Source organism: Nocardia gamkensis NBRC 108242 (assembly GCF_001612985.1).
Classification (GTDB): Bacteria; Actinomycetota; Actinomycetes; order Mycobacteriales; family Mycobacteriaceae; genus Nocardia; species Nocardia gamkensis.
On the sequence record NZ_BDBM01000007.1, the window covers coordinates 286,324 to 305,401 of the forward strand.

General features: G+C 65.1%; 17 protein-coding genes. 8 read left to right on the forward strand and 9 right to left on the reverse strand.

What is annotated here, in order from left to right; genetic code table 11:
• Positions 1-147 precede the first annotated feature (147 nt).
• Positions 148-822, reverse strand: a complete 675-nt coding sequence (locus NG1_RS36510; RefSeq protein WP_157113932.1) for a hypothetical protein — start codon at positions 820-822, stop codon at positions 148-150.
• A 238-nt stretch (positions 823-1,060) separates the two neighbouring features.
• On the reverse strand, positions 1,061-1,501 hold the full coding sequence (locus NG1_RS38980; protein WP_501193574.1) for a DUF397 domain-containing protein: 441 nt from the start codon (positions 1,499-1,501) through the stop codon (positions 1,061-1,063).
• A 222-nt stretch (positions 1,502-1,723) separates the two neighbouring features.
• Here NG1_RS38980 and NG1_RS08970 point away from each other — a divergent pair, with 222 nt between their 5' ends.
• The 3 genes from NG1_RS08970 to NG1_RS39310 all read left to right on the forward strand — a co-directional run bounded on the left by NG1_RS08970 (position 1,724) and on the right by NG1_RS39310 (position 3,612).
• Positions 1,724-2,281 (forward strand): hypothetical protein, encoded by a 558-nt coding sequence (locus NG1_RS08970; RefSeq protein ID WP_062969575.1) that lies wholly within the window; start codon positions 1,724-1,726, stop codon positions 2,279-2,281.
• 6 nt (positions 2,282-2,287) lie between these two features.
• Positions 2,288-2,548 carry a hypothetical protein gene (locus NG1_RS08975; RefSeq protein ID WP_062969576.1) on the forward strand — a complete coding sequence of 87 codons (261 nt, stop codon included), beginning with the start codon at positions 2,288-2,290 and terminating at the stop codon, positions 2,546-2,548.
• Between the two features lie 134 nt (positions 2,549-2,682).
• On the forward strand, positions 2,683-3,612 hold the full coding sequence (locus NG1_RS39310; RefSeq protein WP_084498791.1) for an IPT/TIG domain-containing protein: 930 nt from the start codon (positions 2,683-2,685) through the stop codon (positions 3,610-3,612).
• A 146-nt stretch (positions 3,613-3,758) separates the two neighbouring features.
• Here the strand turns inward: NG1_RS39310 and NG1_RS08990 are convergent, their stop codons facing one another.
• Positions 3,759-4,616 (reverse strand): LysR family transcriptional regulator, encoded by an 858-nt coding sequence (locus NG1_RS08990; protein ID WP_062969579.1) that lies wholly within the window; start codon positions 4,614-4,616, stop codon positions 3,759-3,761.
• A 112-nt stretch (positions 4,617-4,728) separates the two neighbouring features.
• Between NG1_RS08990 and NG1_RS08995 the strand changes: the two genes are divergently transcribed.
• From NG1_RS08995 to NG1_RS09005, 3 genes are all read left to right on the forward strand, one after another.
• On the forward strand, positions 4,729-6,021 hold the full coding sequence (locus NG1_RS08995) for an NAD(P)/FAD-dependent oxidoreductase (RefSeq protein ID WP_062969580.1): 1,293 nt from the start codon (positions 4,729-4,731) through the stop codon (positions 6,019-6,021).
• A gap of 263 nt (positions 6,022-6,284) precedes the next feature.
• A complete protein-coding gene (locus NG1_RS09000) occupies positions 6,285-7,112 on the forward strand; it encodes a GNAT family N-acetyltransferase (RefSeq protein ID WP_062969611.1) in 828 nt (275 codons plus the stop codon).
• A gap of 5 nt (positions 7,113-7,117) precedes the next feature.
• Entirely contained in the window at positions 7,118-8,140 is a 1,023-nt protein-coding gene (locus NG1_RS09005; protein WP_245659840.1) for a lysophospholipid acyltransferase family protein, read from the forward strand.
• Positions 8,141-8,412: 272 nt separating this feature from the next.
• Here the strand turns inward: NG1_RS09005 and NG1_RS09010 are convergent, their stop codons facing one another.
• A complete protein-coding gene (locus NG1_RS09010) occupies positions 8,413-8,748 on the reverse strand; it encodes a hypothetical protein (protein ID WP_062969581.1) in 336 nt (111 codons plus the stop codon).
• Positions 8,749-9,683: 935 nt separating this feature from the next.
• Complete coding sequence (locus tag NG1_RS09015) at positions 9,684-10,391, reverse strand: hypothetical protein (protein ID WP_062969582.1); 708 nt, start codon at positions 10,389-10,391, stop codon at positions 9,684-9,686.
• A 439-nt stretch (positions 10,392-10,830) separates the two neighbouring features.
• Between NG1_RS09015 and NG1_RS39210 the strand changes: the two genes are divergently transcribed.
• Both NG1_RS39210 and NG1_RS09020 read left to right on the forward strand, forming a co-directional pair.
• Entirely contained in the window at positions 10,831-10,983 is a 153-nt protein-coding gene (locus NG1_RS39210) for a YnfA family protein (RefSeq protein ID WP_373686134.1), read from the forward strand.
• Positions 10,984-11,006: 23 nt separating this feature from the next.
• Positions 11,007-11,504, forward strand: coding sequence for a hypothetical protein (locus tag NG1_RS09020; RefSeq protein WP_062969583.1), 498 nt, complete (start codon positions 11,007-11,009; stop codon positions 11,502-11,504).
• 186 nt (positions 11,505-11,690) lie between these two features.
• Here the strand turns inward: NG1_RS09020 and NG1_RS09025 are convergent, their stop codons facing one another.
• From NG1_RS09025 to NG1_RS09040, 4 genes are all read right to left on the reverse strand, one after another.
• Entirely contained in the window at positions 11,691-13,004 is a 1,314-nt protein-coding gene (locus tag NG1_RS09025) for a Wadjet anti-phage system protein JetD domain-containing protein (protein ID WP_063910294.1), read from the reverse strand.
• Positions 13,001-16,348, reverse strand: coding sequence for an ATP-binding protein (locus NG1_RS09030; RefSeq protein ID WP_245659841.1), 3,348 nt, complete (start codon positions 16,346-16,348; stop codon positions 13,001-13,003). Before NG1_RS09030 ends, NG1_RS09025 begins: the two co-directional genes overlap by 4 nt.
• A 2-nt stretch (positions 16,349-16,350) precedes the next feature.
• Positions 16,351-16,812 carry a DUF4194 domain-containing protein gene (locus NG1_RS09035; protein WP_245659842.1) on the reverse strand — a complete coding sequence of 154 codons (462 nt, stop codon included), beginning with the start codon at positions 16,810-16,812 and terminating at the stop codon, positions 16,351-16,353.
• 239 nt (positions 16,813-17,051) lie between these two features.
• Positions 17,052-18,539: a DUF3375 domain-containing protein gene (locus tag NG1_RS09040; RefSeq protein ID WP_062969585.1), complete on the reverse strand. Its 1,488-nt coding sequence runs from the start codon at positions 18,537-18,539 to the stop codon at positions 17,052-17,054.
• Positions 18,540-19,078: the final 539 nt, after the last annotated feature.

Genomic DNA, 19,078 nt, shown 5'->3' on the forward strand with positions numbered 1-19,078 from the left:
TCGGCTGGGTTGCGAATTGCGGTCAGGCGGTGCGGTTGAATTCGCCCCTTCCGGTCTGTGGTGAAGGCATTCCACTCACCTGGTGTGTGTGGGTCCTCGTCCGGCTCGACCAAGGTCTTGCCTGCTGCGCGCCGTCACGCTCGTGCTCTACTCCTGCCAGATCGTGAGATTGAACGTCGCGGTCGGATCATCGCCTTCGGCAGTCTTCGTGAACGTAGCGGCAGCCACGACACCGTTGCCGGTGATGCACACGACGTAATTCTTTCTGGGACCGAATACCTCTTTGGTGAACCTGGTGTTCTTCTTGCAGGCATCGAACGTTGCGGGGGGCGAGTCCAGCCTCGCAAGTTTCAACGGGGCTTCGGTGGAGAAAGTCAGGTAGCGCATCTCGACGCCGATACCGTAATCAGTTGTAGGAACGGGGCATTCGGATAGCCTGCCGATCGGCAGACGGTAGCCATGTGCGATGTCGATAGCACAATTGTCGACCAGCATCGTGCCGGCTGGGACGTTCGAAGCTGATGCCGTCATCGATGCTTGTGAAGAGATCGCCGGCGTCGTCGGTGCGGAAGCGATCGCGGAGGTGGACGTCGCGGGTGGAGCCGACACAGGTGCTGTCGCGCGCCCCACGAACACACCGGCTCCGGTCAAGGCGACGATGAGGCCGGAGATCGCGGTGATCCAAGCTGGACCGATCTCGTGGAGTCGAGCACGACGACTATGCACGGGTTCAGGTGTCGGCGGCCCCTCTTGCCGTGATGGTGGTCGCTGTTCAGGATGATTCACACGGGAGCCCCCCGTGGGCGGATGCTGCTCGCTCACCCCACAGAGTCTATGAGCACGGCAACATCAGTGTCATGAAATGTGTTGACACAGAGTTCGACTCGTCGAATTAGATCAGGATAACCGTGCGCATGGTGGGCGGCGAAGCTGAGGTTTCACCTTCGTTCTCGAAGGGCTCTGAGCATGGTCCGATAGGCGGTCGGCGGTTCCGGCGGACGCATGCGGACCGGCCCCGCTCCCGGCCCTGTGGTTGGCGGGATGGGGGCCGGTCGTTCGGTTATGCGGTCAGGGGGCGGTTGAATCCTCCATCCTGCACGCTAGTGGTGAAGGCGTCCCACACTCGTGGTGCGAACACCAATGCCGGGCCGGTCGGGTTCTTGCTGTCCCGGACGCCGATCATGCCGCCGCCCAGCCATGCCACTTCGACGCACTGCGAACCGCTGGCGCTGCGGCTGCTCTTGAACCAGTTCGCCTCGGATAGGTCACCGTTCACCGCTCGTAACTCCTTGCCCCGCCGGAGCAGGTCTCGCGATTCCACTTCACCCAGGCACTTGTCCCCGATGACCGAGGCGAGCTCGCTATAGAGCCGAATCTCCTCGGCTTTCTCCAGGTATACATCCTGCGCTGGGCCTCCCTCCAGGTAAACGATCGGCGGCTCGACCGGCACACCTCTGGTGTTCGAGTCGAACTCCATGATGATGAACAGGCCGTGCGGCATCCCCCAAGCCATCCCGGCGCTGAAGGGATGGATCCGCAGTAGTGACGTTGGGTAGCTTCGAAATCTCGGCCATGTGCCGGTGCTGGACCGACATGATCTTCGGCCCTCCGACCAGCCACGCATAGGAGGCAGCCACCGAATGCCGTAGGACTGATACGAACCGAGATATCCGGACCGCACGCCCCACGGCACGCGCTCGAAATACGCCGCCACGCCGAGCAGTTGGGCTACCACTACCTCTACACCGTCCGGCCCCCGGAAAGCGAAGTCGACCCGGTCGGATACGCGCTGGCCATCGCGGTCGGCGTGCACGCCGCCGCCCTCGTCGTCCACGACCTGACCACCGTGGACAACACCCCCGCCCGAGTCTGCGAGACCTGCGACCTCGAGACGGTGTGCCCCGCCGTGACGTGGGCACGCGCGCAGCCCGGTGCGGTCGGTCCCGGCCACGCCCATCCTGACCATCCGCTCACCATCACCGAAGCGCATCGAATAATGCAGCAGCACCGAGGATGTCGCGCAGCCACTTGCCCGCGAAAGGCGTCGGCGCTCAGCTGTCTGGTGCGGGCGGGCAAGCTCGTTCCACCGGTCTCCAGCCCGCGCGAACGCGCCGCCGCCCGTGGCCTGGCGTTCGATCCGCCCGCCCGTTCACTGCCTATATCGCCTGGCCCCGATATGGAAACACTCCTGAATGTGCTCGACGCGCTCAGCGCCTCCCTCGCGGACTCCCACGGCTCGGCCTCCCGTATGTCCGACGTCACGCGAAGCGAGCGGGACTGATGTGGAATGCACGAGATCCATCACACCGAAGTCGGAGGCTTTCAGGCGATCTGGCGGCTGGAAGGCCATCGGATCGCGATCATGATCGTGCGGGGAGCGTCCGACGTGACGCCGATCGCCTCCTACGGCCCGGATTCCTACCCCGACCTCGCGCAAGTGCGGGAACTGCTGCCGAAAATGACCGCGCTGTGGGATGCGGTACGCCACGACTTCTGGTCACGGCTGCTCCCGCGCCATCGGCCTTCCTCGACCACCGAATCGATCTGAAAACGGAAGAAAACGGATCTGGAGATCTATTGCCCGCTTACCGGTATAGGGGCCTTACTGAATAGGGCCAGGATCAAGCGAGTTCGCCGCCCTGGCGCAGCGGAACTACTTCCGCCGGGTCGAGGAGGCGCGCTATGTCCACCACTACTTCCCGGTCCTCGGCTCCGACTCTGATCTCGGCGAGCCCGGATTCGGGGCCGAACATCGGTGGAACCACGGTTGTTCTCGCCGGGACGAATCTGAGCGGAGCTACGGCGGTCGAATTCGGAACCATTCCGGCGACCTCGTTCACGATCGAGTCCGCAACACAGATCACGGCGGTCTCTCCTGCGGCAAGGGGAGCTGTGCACATCACCGTCACCACGCCGAGCGGGTTGAGTAACGGCATCTCGTTCACATATGTCGGCACGCCTGCGCCGACCGGGGTGAATTTCGGTCCGGGGTCGTCGATCACGTCCGATGGCGGACCACCGCGCGGAAGCTGGGGGACCGTAGGAGCTGTCGGATATGACGAACTCGGCAATCTGGTGGCTCTCACGGCAGGGCACATGATGACTCGGAACACCAGAGCTCAGGAGGTGTTCCTCACGGGGCATCGCGGACTGGGCCCGATCGGGTACTACGCCACCTGGCCGACGAATTGGCCCGGCTTTCCGTCGATGCGGTTTCCGGCCGACTCGTCCAAGGACTACGCGGTCATCAAGCTGGACGAAACGAAGATCAAGCCGGTCAACACGACGCCGAACGGGACCGTGATCTGCCGGATCGGCGCGCATCCGGTTCCGCTCTCGGACATCATGTGCAAGTACGGCCAGGTGTCCGGAACGACATGTGGTCTCGTGATCGAGTACGAGAACAACGTCATCAGTTCATGGGCCGCGGTCATTCCGGGCGACAGCGGTGGACCGGTGACCACACGCAGTGGTCTGGTCGGAATCACCTCCGCGATCAATCCGCTCGAGCCGTGGGCACCGTTCCGGTTCACCGGTATTCACGGAGTTCTCGACGACATCGCAGCGCAAGGACCGAACACGATCGGAATCGGGTTCACTCCGCTTCCCTGATCGACGGTGTCGAGCACGCCGCCCCGCTCGATCGACTCGGCAGCGATCGTCGCTGTGGACGATGTCGCGAGTTCCGTGACCGGAGCCGTGACCGCCCGCAGCCGACGGCTCGCGGCGATGAACGGCCCGCTGACGACTGACTGTGCTCAACAGCGGTGCAGCGCCAAGAGCAGGGTGTCCAGGATCGGTGATCGCCTGGCGTCGGAACGCAGTACCGCCGAGACCGGGATACGCAACTTGGATTCGGCCAGCCGCAGCACCACCAGTCCCTCGGTGGTGCTCTCGGCGTACAGGACCGTCCACGCGTCGGGCCGGTTGATCAACTCCATCGTCGCCGTGTGATCGGGCGGGATCGGCGGTCCGAACGTGGGGCCGGTGGGCAGTTCGGCGAAGGCGTTGCGGATCACGGTGTGCAGCAGGACCTGTTCCTGCTCCGGCGGAAGAAGTAGCGGATACGAACTCAGGTCCGCCAGGGTCACCGTGTCTCTGGTCGCCAGCGGATGTGCGCTGGAAGTGGCGATCACCAGGTCCTCGACCCAGAGCTGCTCCACCACGAGGCCCGGCTGGTCGACGCGGCCGCGAATGAGCGCCAGATCACAGTCCCCGTCGGCCACCGCGGTGATGCGCTGACGGAAGGGTTTGATCACGAACTCGATCTCCGCCTCCGGATGCGCGGCGCGCGCTCCCGCGATGGCCGACAGCGAGCGGGTGGCGAAGGACATGTTCGCGGCCAGCCGGATGCGCGGCCCCACCGTCCGCACGGCGGCCCGGATCGCCGATTCCAGGCTCAGCATTTGTTTCGCCAGGGGAAGTAGCCGGGCGGTCGCGTCGGTGGGGACGACCGACCGGGTCGAGCGCTCGAACAGTTGCACGCCGAGGTCGCGCTCGAGCCGGGAGATCTGGTGGCTGATCGCCGACTGCGAGATGAAGCACCGCGCCGCGGCGCCGCTGAAGCTGAGCTCCTCGCACACCGCGACGAAGTAGGTGAGCTGCCGAAGTTCCACAGCGACCTCCTATTAATTACGAATCGAGATAAGACTCATCTAAATTATGCGCCCACACACCTGAAATATCCGTCCTCCGGATCGCGGTTGGTAATGAGAGAAGGAGGCTGTCATGCAGTACGTGGAAGCGGGAATCGAAACCGCGGGTGTCGTCATTGTCGGATCGGGGTTCGGCGGGCTCGCCGCCGCCAAGCAGCTGGCCAAGTCGGGGGTGGACTATGTGCTGATATCCAGCACGCCCGAGCATCTGTTCCAACCGCTGTTGTACCAGGTAGCGACCGGTGTGCTCGCATCGGATGAGATCGCGCCGCCGATCGCGGGGATTCTGCGTCGCCATCGCGAGGCGGACGTGCGCCTGGGCACGGTGGTCGACATCGATCCCGACCGGGCCGTCCTCACCTACGAGCACGAGGGCGAGCGCCACCGCATCCGTTACGGCTCGCTGATCGCGGCCACCGGGGCCAGCCAGTCCTACTTCGGCCGGGACGATTTCGCGGAGAAGACCTATTCGCTCAAGACCATCGATGACGCGCGGCGGCTGCGCGCGCAGATCGCGCGGGTCTTCGCCGAGGCCACGCAGGCCGACGAGCAGACAAGGCGCAGGCTGCTGAGCTTCGTCGTGGTCGGCGCGGGCGCGACCGGCGTCGAGGTGGCCGGTCAGCTGAAGGAGCTGGCGAAACGGCACTTCCACCAGGAGGTTTCGGTCACGCTCGTCGAGGGCGCCGGCGAGGTGCTCCCGCCGTTCGGCGGCGGGCTGTCGGAGTACGCGAAGAAGTCGCTGACCAACAGCGGCGTGGAGGTGCTGCTCGGCACCTTCGTCACCGACATCGAGCGCGGAAAGGTCACCGTCAAGAGCGCCGACGGCGTCGAGCACGCCATCGCGGCGGAGACGGTGGTCTGGTCGGCGGGCGTGCAGGCGGGCGGGTTCGCGAAGATCCTGGCCGAGGCCACGGGCGTGGCGACCGACCGGGCGGGCCGGCTGCTGATCAACCCGGACCTCACCGTCGGCGGTTACGCCGACATCTACGCCATCGGCGACATGACCTCGCTCAACGGCTACCCCGGCCAGTCGCCGGTCGCCATGCAGGAGGGCAGGCACGCCGCCGACATCATCCGCCGCAAGAAGCAGCCCGGCACCCCGTTCACCTACTGGGACAAGGGCAGCATGGCGGTGATCAGCCGGTTCAGCGCCGTGACGAAGCTCAACGAGCGCGTCACCTTCCGCGGCGTGATCGCCTGGTTCATCTGGCTTGCGGTGCACCTGTTCTACCTGGTCGGCTTCCGCAACCGCTTCGCCGCGGTCGCGTCCTGGCTGGTCGCGTTCATCTTCACCGGGCGTCCCGGATTCGCCGAAGAGGACACGACCGCGCCGAAGGTACTCGCTGCGGAGAGTCGCGCCGCCTGATGACTTCTCGCACCTGAGAATCGCGCCGCACGATCGAAGGCGGCGCGATTCACGGTGCGCGGGCGCGCCGCGCGCGGCTTCCTGGCCCGAAGGGGGCTTCGCGCGGTAAACCGCATGTCGGAAGCATTTCGATGCCGATGGACGAACACGGTGGAACCGTTCGGTGAACGCTCGGTGTGACCGCCGTCTCGTTAACCCAACCGGCATCGCGGCGACACTTCGAGGTTGCTGAGGCGCATTGTCGGACTGGCTTCATCATGGATATGACTATTTCGTCCGTGTTGACAGCCCCGGCTCGAGCGACGGACTCCGGGGAGGGGCGGTCGCGCTACTCGCTGGTGGTCTCCTCCGACCGCGACCACCGTGTCGCCGCACAGCGCCTGCGCTACAACGTGTTCGCGAACGAGCCGGGCTTCCGGATCCCGGACGCCGGAACCGGCCTGGACGCGGACCGATTCGACGAGCACTGCGACCACATGCTGGTGCGCGACAACGCCAACGGCGAGTTCGTCGGCTGCTACCGGATGTTGCCGCCGGACCGAGTCGCCGCCGCGGGCGGGTATTACACGGCGACGGAATTCGATCTCGCCCAACTGGATCCGGAGGGGATGCGGATCGTCGAGATGGGCCGCGCCTGCGTGGTGCCTGATCACCGCAACGGCTCGGTGCTCACGCTCATGTGGGCGGGCATCCTGCACTACATCCAGCTCACCGGCTACGAGTGGGTGATGGGCTGCGTGTCGGTGCCGATGCAGGACACCCCGGCCGACCCGCCCGGGGTGAACGTGCGCGGCGTGCGCGACATGCTGCTCGGCAGGCACGCCTCCGACCCGGAGCGCCGGGTGCACCCGCACAATCCGGTGATCATCGACGGCAAGTCCCTGGACGAACTGACGCCGCCGTCCCGGCCGAAGCTGCCCCCGCTGGTGCGCGGGTACCTGCGGCTGGGCGCGGAGGTGTGCGGCGAACCCGCCCACGATCCCGATTTCGCGGTCGCCGACTTCGTCGTGCTGCTCGGGTTGGACACCATCAACACCCGGTACCTCGACCGACTACAAGACGCGGCCGCGTCGCTCGACGGGGGACGGTGAGGACCGTGGTTTTCGACGCGCCGCCCGCGATGTCCACCGCACACGCTTGGATGCCGTCGAGCCCCTGCGGGCCCGGCTGCCTGGATTCGATCGATGGGGTCGGACCGGCGCGGGTGGCCGCCCGGTTGGCCGGGGTCGCCGGACTGCTGTTCAGCTTCCCGTTCGCGAACGCGGTGACACCACGGGGCAAGCGCGTGCCGTTGCAGCGCGGCTACGCTCGGCTGCTGCTCGGTTGCCTGGGCATGCGGCTGCGGATCGTCGACAACCGAGGGGTCGTGAACGAGCGCGGTGTCGTCGATGAGGGCGACGCCGCGCTCGCACCCGCCGGGTTCGGCCCGGCGGGCCGTGGCGTGCTGGTCGTCACCGGGCACATCGGCTGGACCGACATCGTCGCGCTGGCCTCGGTGCAGCCACTCGGCTTCGTGGCCCGCGCGGACATGGTGGACTGGCCGCTGATCGGCAAGCTCGCCAAGTTGATGCGGGTGATCCCGATCGAGCGCGAGAGCCTCCGGCAGCTGCCCGGCGTGGTGGCCGCGGTGGGAGCGCGACTGGCCGCGGGCGAGCGGATCGGCATCTTCCCCGAGGGCACCACCTGGTGCGGCCGCGCCTACGGCACCATGCGTTCCGCGCTGTTCCAAGCGGCCGTCGACACCGGCAGCCCCGTGCAGCCGGTGCGGTTGCGGTACCTGGACCGGCACGGCGTGCCGTGCACGGTGCCCGCGTTCGTCGGCGCCGACACCTTCGCCTCCTCCGCGCGACGGGTGCTGCGCTCGCGCGGTATGGTCGCCGAGGTGGTGCTGGAACCGGTGCTGGAACCCGGCACGGACCGGCGCGAGCTGGCCCGCCGCTGCGAGGCCGTCGTCCGCGGGACCGCGGTACTGCGCCGTGGCGCAGTCGAAGCCACGGAGTGGATCGAGGCCGGGCACACGCGGGTGCAGGACCCGTCGCTCGCGGCCGACGCCCCCGAGGTACGCAGGCCACGCCGTGCGATGCTGCGCGGCCGCCGGAGCGCCGCCGCCGCGCAGTAGCGACTCGGCAACTCGATGGCCGAGACGCCCTGGTCCGCGACATCGCTCTTCCCGAGACACTGCCGCTGCTCTTCGAGCCGGGTCCCGCACTCGCGCCCATCCGGATGCACCGGTGCCGCGCCGTGCTCACCCGCATGTGCCGCGCCACGGCCACACGCTGGTGTCCGGGCCACGCCATTACCGAGACACGCGGGGGAGCCGTATTCGGAGCTGACTCCACACAGTTTCCGGGGCGGGCCGACATCGGCCCGCCCCGGAAACAGTGGAAGAACTCAGAAGCCGCTTCCGGTCGGCGGGCGGAAGCCGTTGTGCCAACCGGGCCTGCCGTGGTCCCAGTCGTCGTGGCGGTCGCGGCCGCGGAACCAGTCGTCGTGACGTCCCCGGTCCCAGTCGTTGTGCCGTCCGTTGTTCCAACCGTCGTGACGGTGACCGCCGTGGCCGTTCCCGGGGCGGCCGTGGGCCGCGTCGACCTGGTCGGCGGGCTCGAGCACGATCGGGTCGGCGAGCGCGGGCACCGCGACGGCGGTGAGCGGCATCAGGGCGAGTACGGACGCGGCGGCGGCGCGTGCCAGTACACGTCGCGTACGTCCATGGGTGCGTGGGTCCATCGGAACTTCCTCACTGATCGATTCGTCCGGTAGTCGACCGCCCGGCGTCCCGGTCCTGGATCCGGCTCGCGAACGGACCGACCGGCGATCAATACGCTGAACAACGTACCGCTATTCAGCGGCACATTCAATAGGTGAGAACCCTGAGATCCGGCCGATCACATGGCTTTCGCGGCCCCGCGCGGGCGCGCGAGCAGGGGGGAATAACCGGCTCACCGTGACGGCTATCCTTAACTGGTCATGAAGTCGGCACAGCGTTTTCGCAGGTTCCCGAAGGTGCCCGACTCTTCCTACGATGTCCCAGTTTCCGCAGGTAGATGACTATCTGGTAGCCCTGAAGCTATCCGTCGCTTCCCGGAAGTTCCTGTGCAAACCCGCCTGCAAATCGCAGAAAAATCGTAGAAACACCGGCGATGGAAGCTGGTAGCTCTGGCTGGGATGGTGGTCGCTGTACCCCGGCGCTCCGACCTGAGGGATGCGTGAGGGCTCGAAGCCCTGGATCCATCGCCTGACGCGAGGACGGGCAGTTTCGCGCCCCAGGCGGGGCATAACGAAGATGGGAAAACCGGTGTCCTGGGAAGTTATGGTGGCCAGCTGGTTCTCGAAGCGGACTTCGTCCTGGGTTGAGGAGTGACGTGGGCAGCGCGTGACCGGATGTTGCTATCGCTGGTCACGCGATTCATCTCCAGACATGGGCGCGACCTACGAAGCTTGGATCGATATGCGGTCTCCCGAAGATCTTGCGCGCGCAACTATTCGGGCGATCGAGCGGAGTCGCAGTGAAACTGTGGTTGCGCCTCTTGGTTTGAGGCTAAGCGCCGCCGCGCCGGGGCTGTCTGCATGGACCCAACGCATGAGTGGCGGTAGCAAGATCGGTCGAGCCCTTGCCGAGCGCCGCGCCAAACGTTCTGATCAGCTCCGCTGGGCGTACGTGTCTAGTCACTCGTCAGCAACTCGACGCGGGCGCCCTCGGGCAGCATCTCCAGACCCCGAATCGCGTTCCCGATGAACGTACTGTAGTTCGCCCCCCACTTTTCGGCGAGGGCGATGAACGCCTTAGCGGCTCCGGGACTCACCGCATCTGGCAGAACTGAGGCGGTCCCCACTGTGCGGACCATCGCCTCGTAGAGATCCCAAACATCCTCAGGGGTGCCGGGCCACAGCGTCGTCTCCCACGATGGTGGCGTCGCATCCTTGAGGATTGAATTCACCTCGCGAAAAACTGTCTCCACCGAATCGGCCGGCACAAGCGTGGCGAGCTGCCTGCTGTAGCTGAAGTTGATGAGCCGTGGGATTTTTCGTTTGAAGGCTGCGACTTCCTGCGGAGTGCAGTGGTACAACGCGAAGATGTCCGGGCTGACCGATACGCGAGCCGTCTGCTCCTGTGGTGCAGGCTCGATAGCCGAAGGCGTCGATTCTTCGACCGTGGTGGGGAGCGGGACTGTCGGCGCAGCGGCGTCAACGACCGCGTCAACCGATGCCTCCAGCGTCAGCTGCAGGTCTCCTGGTCCGCTCAGTGAGAGCTGGCTCAGGCGGCTCACGAGTTTTCCGAGTGGTTCCCGGAAGAGCATAAAGCTCCCGGCTATGAGCAGTATCCATTTCAGGCTGTTGATGTACTGCAAGACCAGTTCGGGCGTGCTCACCGTGCGATCCTAGACAACGCACCGGATGCGGGCCACCGATCGGTAGCTACCTGGGGGTGGCCTGACGGGTGCGAAATGCCGACCACCAGCTGTGGTTGGCCCTGGCGAAGATCATGAGCCACCAGCATTGCAGAGTGGGGGTCAGGGGTTCGAGTCCCCTTAGCTCCACAGAAATAGCAGGTCAGGCCCGGTCTCAGACCGGGCCTGACCTGTTTTTGTGTCTGCCCCCCGTTTACCCCCCGTTTTGGTTCTGGATTCTGTTCGGCCTAGTGCCACCTGGGCGGTTGTGTACCCGCTGTGGCTACCGTCGGGCCCGGGCCGGTGTCCCCGACAGGACATGCAAAGCATGGGCAAGTGGAAACACCTGGTCATCGCAGATTCTTATTCGATCTGGCGATGCGCGGCCTGCCGGTTTAGGGCGGTTCCCGTTCCCGTCTCGATGCGCCCACAGCGACGTACATCGAGACGGAGACGTCTACGAACTGATGACAGAACCGAGCGCCGCCCCGACCGGTGGGAGGTGATCGGCGCGGTGATATGCCTAGTCGGCGTAGCGGTCATCATGTACGCGCCACGGGCGGCACCGGCCTAATCGACGCGGGATGGACCGGCCGAATGATCGGATCGCTCGTAACTGTGTGCGAAGCAGCCAGTTTCGAACGTCCGCATGTACTGTTCTGGGCCCACGAATTACGCCCGACGGGCTGGACTGATCCGGACCGTGTTGCCGCGTACATGTACAATACGGCCGCCCAGCAGGGGGCGCACTGGCGGGTAGCGGATGCACCGTTTGTGGTGGAGACCTTCTGCATGGGCGACCACGGGATCGTCTCCGGCTACCAACGCACACATGTCGGACAGGTAGAACCAATTCTTCAGTCCCACAACAACCGTCCCGCCGAAGAATGGGGCGTGAGCCTATACCGGTCGACCCTATACGCCTTTGCCGACGCGGTGACCGACATACCTGATGATCCGCGGCCACTGATCCACGAATTGATGAACGCTTTCTGGTGCCAGCCCACCGCGGCCGAGGCGGCAGCGTGGGGTGTATATCCGTACGACAGCGACCCCGCAGGCCACCGCCGTCCGCCCACTCGCCCGGCGCACTGAACGTACAGGCGCCGGATCGCGGAGACAGGGCGTGGCTGGCCGGATCGCTGGCGCTCAGCTCGGCTAGCGCACGCGACGAGTACCTTGCGTGCGCAGATCCAGCGGAGGTCGGGGGAGCGCCCGCTTCCGACTGAATCCGCGTCAGTCCTCAGCGTTTCCCAAGAAACCCACTGGTCAAAACGATCGTCATCGTTGTCGTCGGGCGTATCTCAGATCTGGCTGTGTGGATCGAGGTGTCACCGATCGGGAAGCAAGGTCGGAGTCGAGAGTGTTGATCAATGACTCAAGTCGTGCCGCAACGTCAGAAAGTGGCATTGCCTCTTGCTCGATTCGCCGGAAAGGCGCGGGTCCTGCGGTGGCGACGGAGTCGTAGGCGTCCGCTTCGGCCTGGGTGAGGTGGGTGAGCCGCGCCGGGGAAGGCTTGATTGGGCGACCGGCCTTGTCGTGGTTCACGCCGTGACGGGCGTACCGGTGCAGGTCGGCAGCGTCCATGAGGATGGAGTGGACGGTCTTGACTTGCAAGCTGTCGGTCATAGGTGTGCCCATCGCGTCGCGAAGCCGATCGAGGATCGCATAGCCGTCGGCGTCGATATCACCCCAGTAGACAACGTGTTCGGCCTGGCGTATCCAGGCGATGCTGGCAAGCAGAGACGCGGCGGCCTTGCCGCCTCCTTCGACGATGATCGTGTCCTGAGCAGGTGGGAACCAGAGGCGGCAGTCACGGTTTTCGACGATGAGGACGACCCGTGGCTCGTACGCGAGATTGTGTACGTCGCCGGTGGTCCACGAGTCGTGCCTGCGTCTGCCCGAAGCGGCGTAGTCGGGGTCGACGTAGGTCAGGTGAACGACGGCGAGTCGTGGCCTGACTTCGGCGCGCACGTCGCGGCCTGCGACCATCGCCAGAAGCGCACCGTGGGTTTCGAGCCACTTCGAGTGCATACCGGGGACCGGGAGCTGGCGGGCGGTCCAGCCACCCACGTCGGGGTGGTCGCGTAACCAGGACACGGCCTCGAACAGAACTGCTGTGTCGGAGTCGGCGAGCCGGTAGGTGGCTTTCAAGGTTGCTGGGGTCAGAGTCGCGCCGACGGCGGCGAGTGCCGCGGCGAGGGAGCGGGCCCGGTCGATGTCGACGGCCAGGGGGCTCGCTTGGGCCCGGGCCACGAGTTCGATGGCGGCGGTGGGAGTTTCGGCTACGAGCATCGCCGGGAACTCATCAGCTACACCACGGATCGTCACCGGTTTGCGGATGATCTGGACCCGTTCGATTCCACTGATGACTTTTGTCTCGAACAGGCGCCAGGCCACATGCCATTCGTGCCAGCGGTCGTACCCGATCTGCCCGACTCTTTTCCCTGTCGACAGGCCGGGGCGAAGCGGCACCGAAAAGGTCACGGGGGCATCGATACCGTGCTCGGCGCACACAGCGTCGGCCCACTTCTGGTCGATTCTGCGGCAAACCGAGTCAACGGCCTCCTGCACTGTCACCAGACGGGCGGTCACTCCTGCTCCTCGGGCACGCCGATAATGGGTTTGGCCCACGAACGGCTCTGGGTGTCCTTGAGCACCAGATACTCGGCCTCGACATGCGGTTCGATGGCGCTGTTCTTGTCGTTGGGGGCGCCGATAATGAGCTGGAATCCGAGGCCACGCCAGGCACCGATGGCGCGACCGGTGTAGCGGGCGTCGGCCTTGATGAGCGCTTCGTCGAGAAAGACTGGAGCGTAGCGGGGGCGTTCAGCACCCGCATCGCCCAGCTGATAGCGCAGGGCCGAGCCGACGATGAAGGCCACCAGTTCCTGGGACTCGCCGCCGGATTTCTCTCCGATGTGGTCGTAGAGCGCGACGTGTTCATTTGCGGCGTTGCGCTTTTCGGCGCTGATGCGGATGTGGTTGCGCACGTCGATCAGGTCGGCGAAGTCCGGGGCCGTGCGTCGGATGCGGTCGATCACCTTGGCCATCCGGCCGTAGGCACGCTCGCGTTCGGTGTCGGTGCCGGCCTGGTCGATCAGGCGGCGGACATCACGCAACTCCTTGCGGAAGCGAGCGCGAACGGTCGAGTGGCTTTCCTGTGGGTCGATCTGCAGTCGATGGTCATCATCGGAGAAAGCCAGGTCGGCGAGGATGCGGTTGACCGGTTCGATCCGGTCGCGGATCTCCCGGATGGCCGTGGCGAGTTCGCTGTCGAGGCTGGTGAGGTCGTTGCCCGACAGTTTCAGCAGGCTGTCGCGCCATTGGCTTTCCAGCTCGTGCAGTCGGCTGGTCTCCAGGTCGGTGAGCAGGCGTTCGAAATCATCGTAGGAGGCATCAGGGTCGGTACCGAGGTTCGGATTCGGCCAGCGTTCGACGAATGTCGAAAACGTTTCGGACAGTGCGTTTCTGGCCCTGGCGATCGCGTTCGTCGCCGTCAGTCGATCGGTGGCGAGCCGATCGGTCACACGGCGGGTGGCGGCATCGAATAGCTTGAGGGCCTCGTCGGCTGGGACATCGCCAGTGATTCCCGTACCGAACAATGCGGTGAGATAGTCGCGATGCCCCGCGCTGATCTCGCGACCAGACTGGCGGGCGGTGTCGAGTTCCTGTTGGGCGTCGGCTGCGTCGGCGGTGGTTGTTTTCCAAGCGTCATCGAGGCCTTCCATTTTCAGCTTGGCCCGGACCGCTTTCTCGGCGAGGTCCTTCACCTTGGCCTCCAGCGCATTCAATTGCGCTTGCAGCCGGTCGATTTCGGGGTTGTTAGAGTGAACCTCGTCGATGATATTTGTCCATCGGTCCCGTTCGGCCGAGACGGAGTCGACATCGACTTGATCCCAGGACAGTTCGGTTACAGCACGGTAGGCGCTGCGGCGGTCTTCGAAGGAGTCGAGGGCGTCCTGCGCGTCTTTCAATCGCTTGTCCGCGGTGGTCTCGTGTTTCTCGGCGTCGCGAATCTGTTCATCGAGGCCCCTCAGCAGCCGGTCGTTGGTGAAGCCGAGGACGTTGGCCCGTCCCTGTCCGCCGTGCGCACCGCGCGTGCCGTCCGAGATCTGACCGGTGATCGTGAGTGCCTTGGGATGCTGTGGCAGCAGACGGGGGTTCTCGACGCAGACATAGTCGAACCGGTTGACGAGTTCGCTTTTGAGCCAGGCCGTGAACGGCGAGGGACGATAGTCGAGGCGGCCGGGCAGCTTGCGATCGTCGAGCCCGATCTCGTCCCGCAATCCGGTCCGCACGCCCTCGAACTGGATGCGCCTAACGGTGCGCACGGTGTTGATCTTTTCGCGAAACGTGTTCAGGTGTGCGATGTCGATCAGCATCTTGGTGGCGAACCCGCCCAAGGCGAGGTTGAACGCTTCGCGCCACGGCTCGAATACGGTATGCACCTCGATCAGTTCACCGACGAATGGCAGATCATCTAGCGTGAGACCAGCGGCCTCCGCGAGCGCCGCGCGCGCTCGATGCAACTCGGTGGGGATATTGCCCCGACGAGCCGCGACGGCCTTGCGCTCAGCACGTAACTCCACCAGTCCGTGCTTCACGGTCGTCTGGTGCGCCTTAGCTTCGGCGAAGTTGTTCTGAGCGGTTTGCCTGGATATCTTGTCATCGAGCAATCGGCGTGCGGTTATGACCAACGCAGCGAAATCCTCTTCGCCGGCTACCTCGGCGTCCAGGACATGCAACGCTTTGTCGAGTCGCGTGCGCGCCCGTCTGACCTCGTCGAGTCGCTTGTCCACCTCGCGAAGCGCGCCATGGGCTCTGTCCAACCTGTCGCCGCCGGAAGCACGCAGAGTCTCTGCTACTCCATCCAATTCGGATCTGGCCGCATCGGCGAGAGCCGACTGCGCATCTACTTCTCGGTCGGCTCCCTCGCGACGTTGCCGTAGATCTTCCTTGGCAGCGCGCAGCAACTCGACTCGTCGTTCGTGCCGCCACAACCACGCTGGCGACGAGGAGTCGGTGAACGATCCGATGACCTCGATCATGCGCACGCGCTCGCGCCCGTCGTGGATTGTGCTGCAATGCTCCCGGATCGGGGTCAGAGCCCTGACCTGCTGGCGCGCGGTGGTCATCTGTTTGCGCGTGCTGGACAGTTCGTCGAACTGCTTGACCACCTCATCAGCCGTGGACAGGGTGGAGGGTTCCTCGAGAACCATCGTTTTGTATAACGCATCGACGGTAGTGATCTGCTGTCCTGCCTGAATCCGGCCCAGCAGTGCGACCGCTTTGTTTCCGTCACCGGCGGCGCCGATCCCGAGGGCAGTGTGCAGCCGCGCGGTGTACTCCAGATCTGTGGGGTGGCAGGTAAGTCCGAGTGCTTTCACTGCGGGCTCGGCGAGCCGCTTGTTCGCCGGTCCCGCCAGCGTGCGTAGGTCGAAGGGGCCGTCGCAGGTGGCTCGTACCTTGACGAGGTCGTCGAGGGAGCGGGCCGACGACGGCACATACCATGCCCGCACGGCAGTGAACTGCGCACTGGACCGATCCACCCATGTCATCGCGATCGCCGACCAGGTGTCCCGGCCGTCGCCGCGCAGAACCCGGGCCTTCGTCTCGCCGCCAGTACGGGATTCATCGAGTTTTCCCCGCGCATACGACAGGATGTTGCGCTGATCCTTGCCACGCGGCCGACCGACGACACCACCATTGGAGGCTCCGTTGAACGGCATCGTGTGCGGCATGATCAACGCGATATAGGAGTCCATCAGAGTCGATTTGCCCGATCCGGACTCACCGCACAGCAGGGTCGCGCCGGGCGCGAACCGCACACGATGATGCCCGTCGTACCCGCCCCAGTTGACCAGCTGCAGATCCCGCGCCACCCACTGCTCGCCGCGGGACGCCTCGGGGATCAGCCCGAACAGCGTGTCGATCATATTCATGACGCGATATCTCCCGTGGCGTCGTCGACCATGTGGCCTGGGCCGTCGGTGCGTTCACGCAACCACTGACTCAGCTCACTGAGTTTCTCCGTGCTCATCACGACCTCCACCAGCGGCGTGATCCGGTACCGGCCCGAGGTTTCCTCCTCGATCAACCCCTCCTTGGCCAACCGCGTCACCGCGCTGCGGATCTCTTGCTGCCCTCGTGCCAGGTTGGTGTCATCAGGATCGAAGTAGGTCAGCACCGTTTGCTCGAGCTCTTCGATATCGACGCGCGCCGACATCTCACCCGCGACCCGTTCCTGCTGGAATACCGTGCGCAGGTGGACCAGTACCAGCGTCTCGGCGCGGTTGTAGGGGTCGTCTCTCAACAGGATCGGCACATCGAGTTCCGCTGATCGCACCTGCTGCTTGTGGGCGATGCCGCGCTCGTGATCGATCACGAGCCGGACGAACATGTCGTGTAGCCGCGACTCGATGAGTTGCTGGTTCTCCAGTAGCAGTTCGCCACTGCGTCGGATTCTTGTCGGCCAGCAGGAACCGGCGCTGCAGCAGTCTCACCAGCACCCGCCGCACCTGCGCGTCCAGCGTGCCCGTGTCGCCGGCGAACAACTCGGTCGGGTCTTCCTCCATCGACACCGGGTCGATGAACCCAGTGTCCTCCGTCTCCGACCACGAGCTGCCGTCGGCATTCGTCTCACTCATCCGCCGCCCCCTCCCTCGCCGCCGCGACCACGCCACCGAACGCGAATCGCCGCCGAGTTTGATCCGGTCGGACCGCCTCGACGGTGACAACCTCTCCAGTTTCGGTCATACCGGCGCGATGCGCGAGCTCAAGCAGACCGATTAAATCGACTGGGCGGCGGATTTTTTCGGGTGCCGCACCGAACGCGGCCGCGATTTCGATGGTGTCCGTTTCGGCGCCTAACCGTGCTAGATGCTCATCCAGCGCCGCGTAATTCGGGCCGCCCCATGCCCGGGTATCGTTGTCCGGTACCATGTCCGGGTTCCACTCGGCCAGCGGTGCGGGCGCCTGGAATGGGCGTAGATTGCTCACCGATTGACGTAGATGCTCGACGCTGGCGGTTGGTAGGCGGCGCAGGGGCTCGATTGGCTCACCGCGCCGGGAGCCGGGCATCCATCGTTGAAAGCCGGTCATCACCTCACGGAGCAACTCGTCCACTTGCCGGTCCCGCATCGGATCATGGTTGCGCACCTGGGTCGTGATCACGTGCGACGCTTGCCGCTGCGCTGTCAGCACCTCCTTGACGCCTCGTTCGATCCGGCGTGCGATATCGGTGAACTCCCGCCGCTGCGGTTCGGTCAACTGCACGGTGAACCGATGCCGCAGCACCGTGCGCAACCTGCTCGACAAATCATCGATCTGCTCTGGATCGCCGATCAACCGCAGCGCCCCTGCGAACGCCCGCCCTTCGGGCGTTGCGTCCATGATCTGCTGTCCTTGTTCGAGGTATTCACGCAACACCTCCCCCGTCGGCCGGACATCCTGCCGAAGATCAGCAACCACGTCCCGCTGCATGGCCTTGATCGACTCCGCCACGCGGGCAAAGTCTGCTGGCAGCTCCCGCGCCAAATGCAGAACGTTTTCCGTCTCCTCCACCAGCCGCTCATCATCGATCGACTCGACAGGGCCACCAGCCTCGAGCCGCCGCAACTCCTGTTGCCGTTCCTGGATCTCCCCTCTCAGACGGGCGATCCGCGCCGTCACATCCGGATCGGCGTCCTGCGCCAGCCGCTCAACTGCTTCCAACAGCGTCCGGACCCGCGACTCCGACACCCGTGTCCGCGAACCTCCCACCCGGCCCGCAACTTCCAATGCGCCCACGCCGTGCGCAGACAGCCGATACACCTCGACCTCGTTGTCCAGCACCTGGCGCACGAGCCACCCAGCGTTCACCCACTGACGGCACAGATCACGCGCGCTGCCCACCGGCAACGGCAACTGGTCTTCCTCGCCGTATCCCACTGCCCGCAACTGGTTCAACGCATCGCTGATCTCCGCATGCGCGTCCGCCACGGCCACCGTGGAACGCTCGACCGTGAACACTGTCGCCAACATGGTCACCACAAACGGCGCATACGTCTGATGGAGCAAATCGAGCATCGGGGTCTTGAACGCCCGAAGAGCCCCCTGATACGCACCCTCTACGCCTGCAATACTCATCGGCGCCAGAGTACGTCGGGTGACCGACACACAAGCCGGAAATATAAGGCGCTCAGTACCTCTGAGCCACGGGATCCATAGCGGCTCCGCGCCCACCACCTCACGCAACGCTGAGTCCGTAGAGGGCGTCACGCCAGTAGCCATAGACATCGGTCGCGGAGTCGACATCACCCTGCAGGGGGCTGGTCAGACAGGGACCGGTCAACCGCACCGCGGGTCACTGGCTGAAGGCTTCACCGTCCTGCCTACATCCCGGCATTTACGACACGTCGATCGAGTGTCTTCTCGCCGAGATGACAGACAGAATTGCCCCCACCTCCAGATTGACCAGCCGACGTTGCGGATACTGGGCCTCGTCCAGACACCTCCCGGTCACCAGTCGAATACCAACACTCGCGCGGTCGTTGTGCAGCAATCATGAACACACACCAGCGCGACGACTTCCGGCCGGGCGTACCGCGACATGAGTCCCTCGCACCACCCGCTCGGCCGGCTCGGACAATCCACTCGACGTCGAGCCCTCCGCTGCAGTACGACGC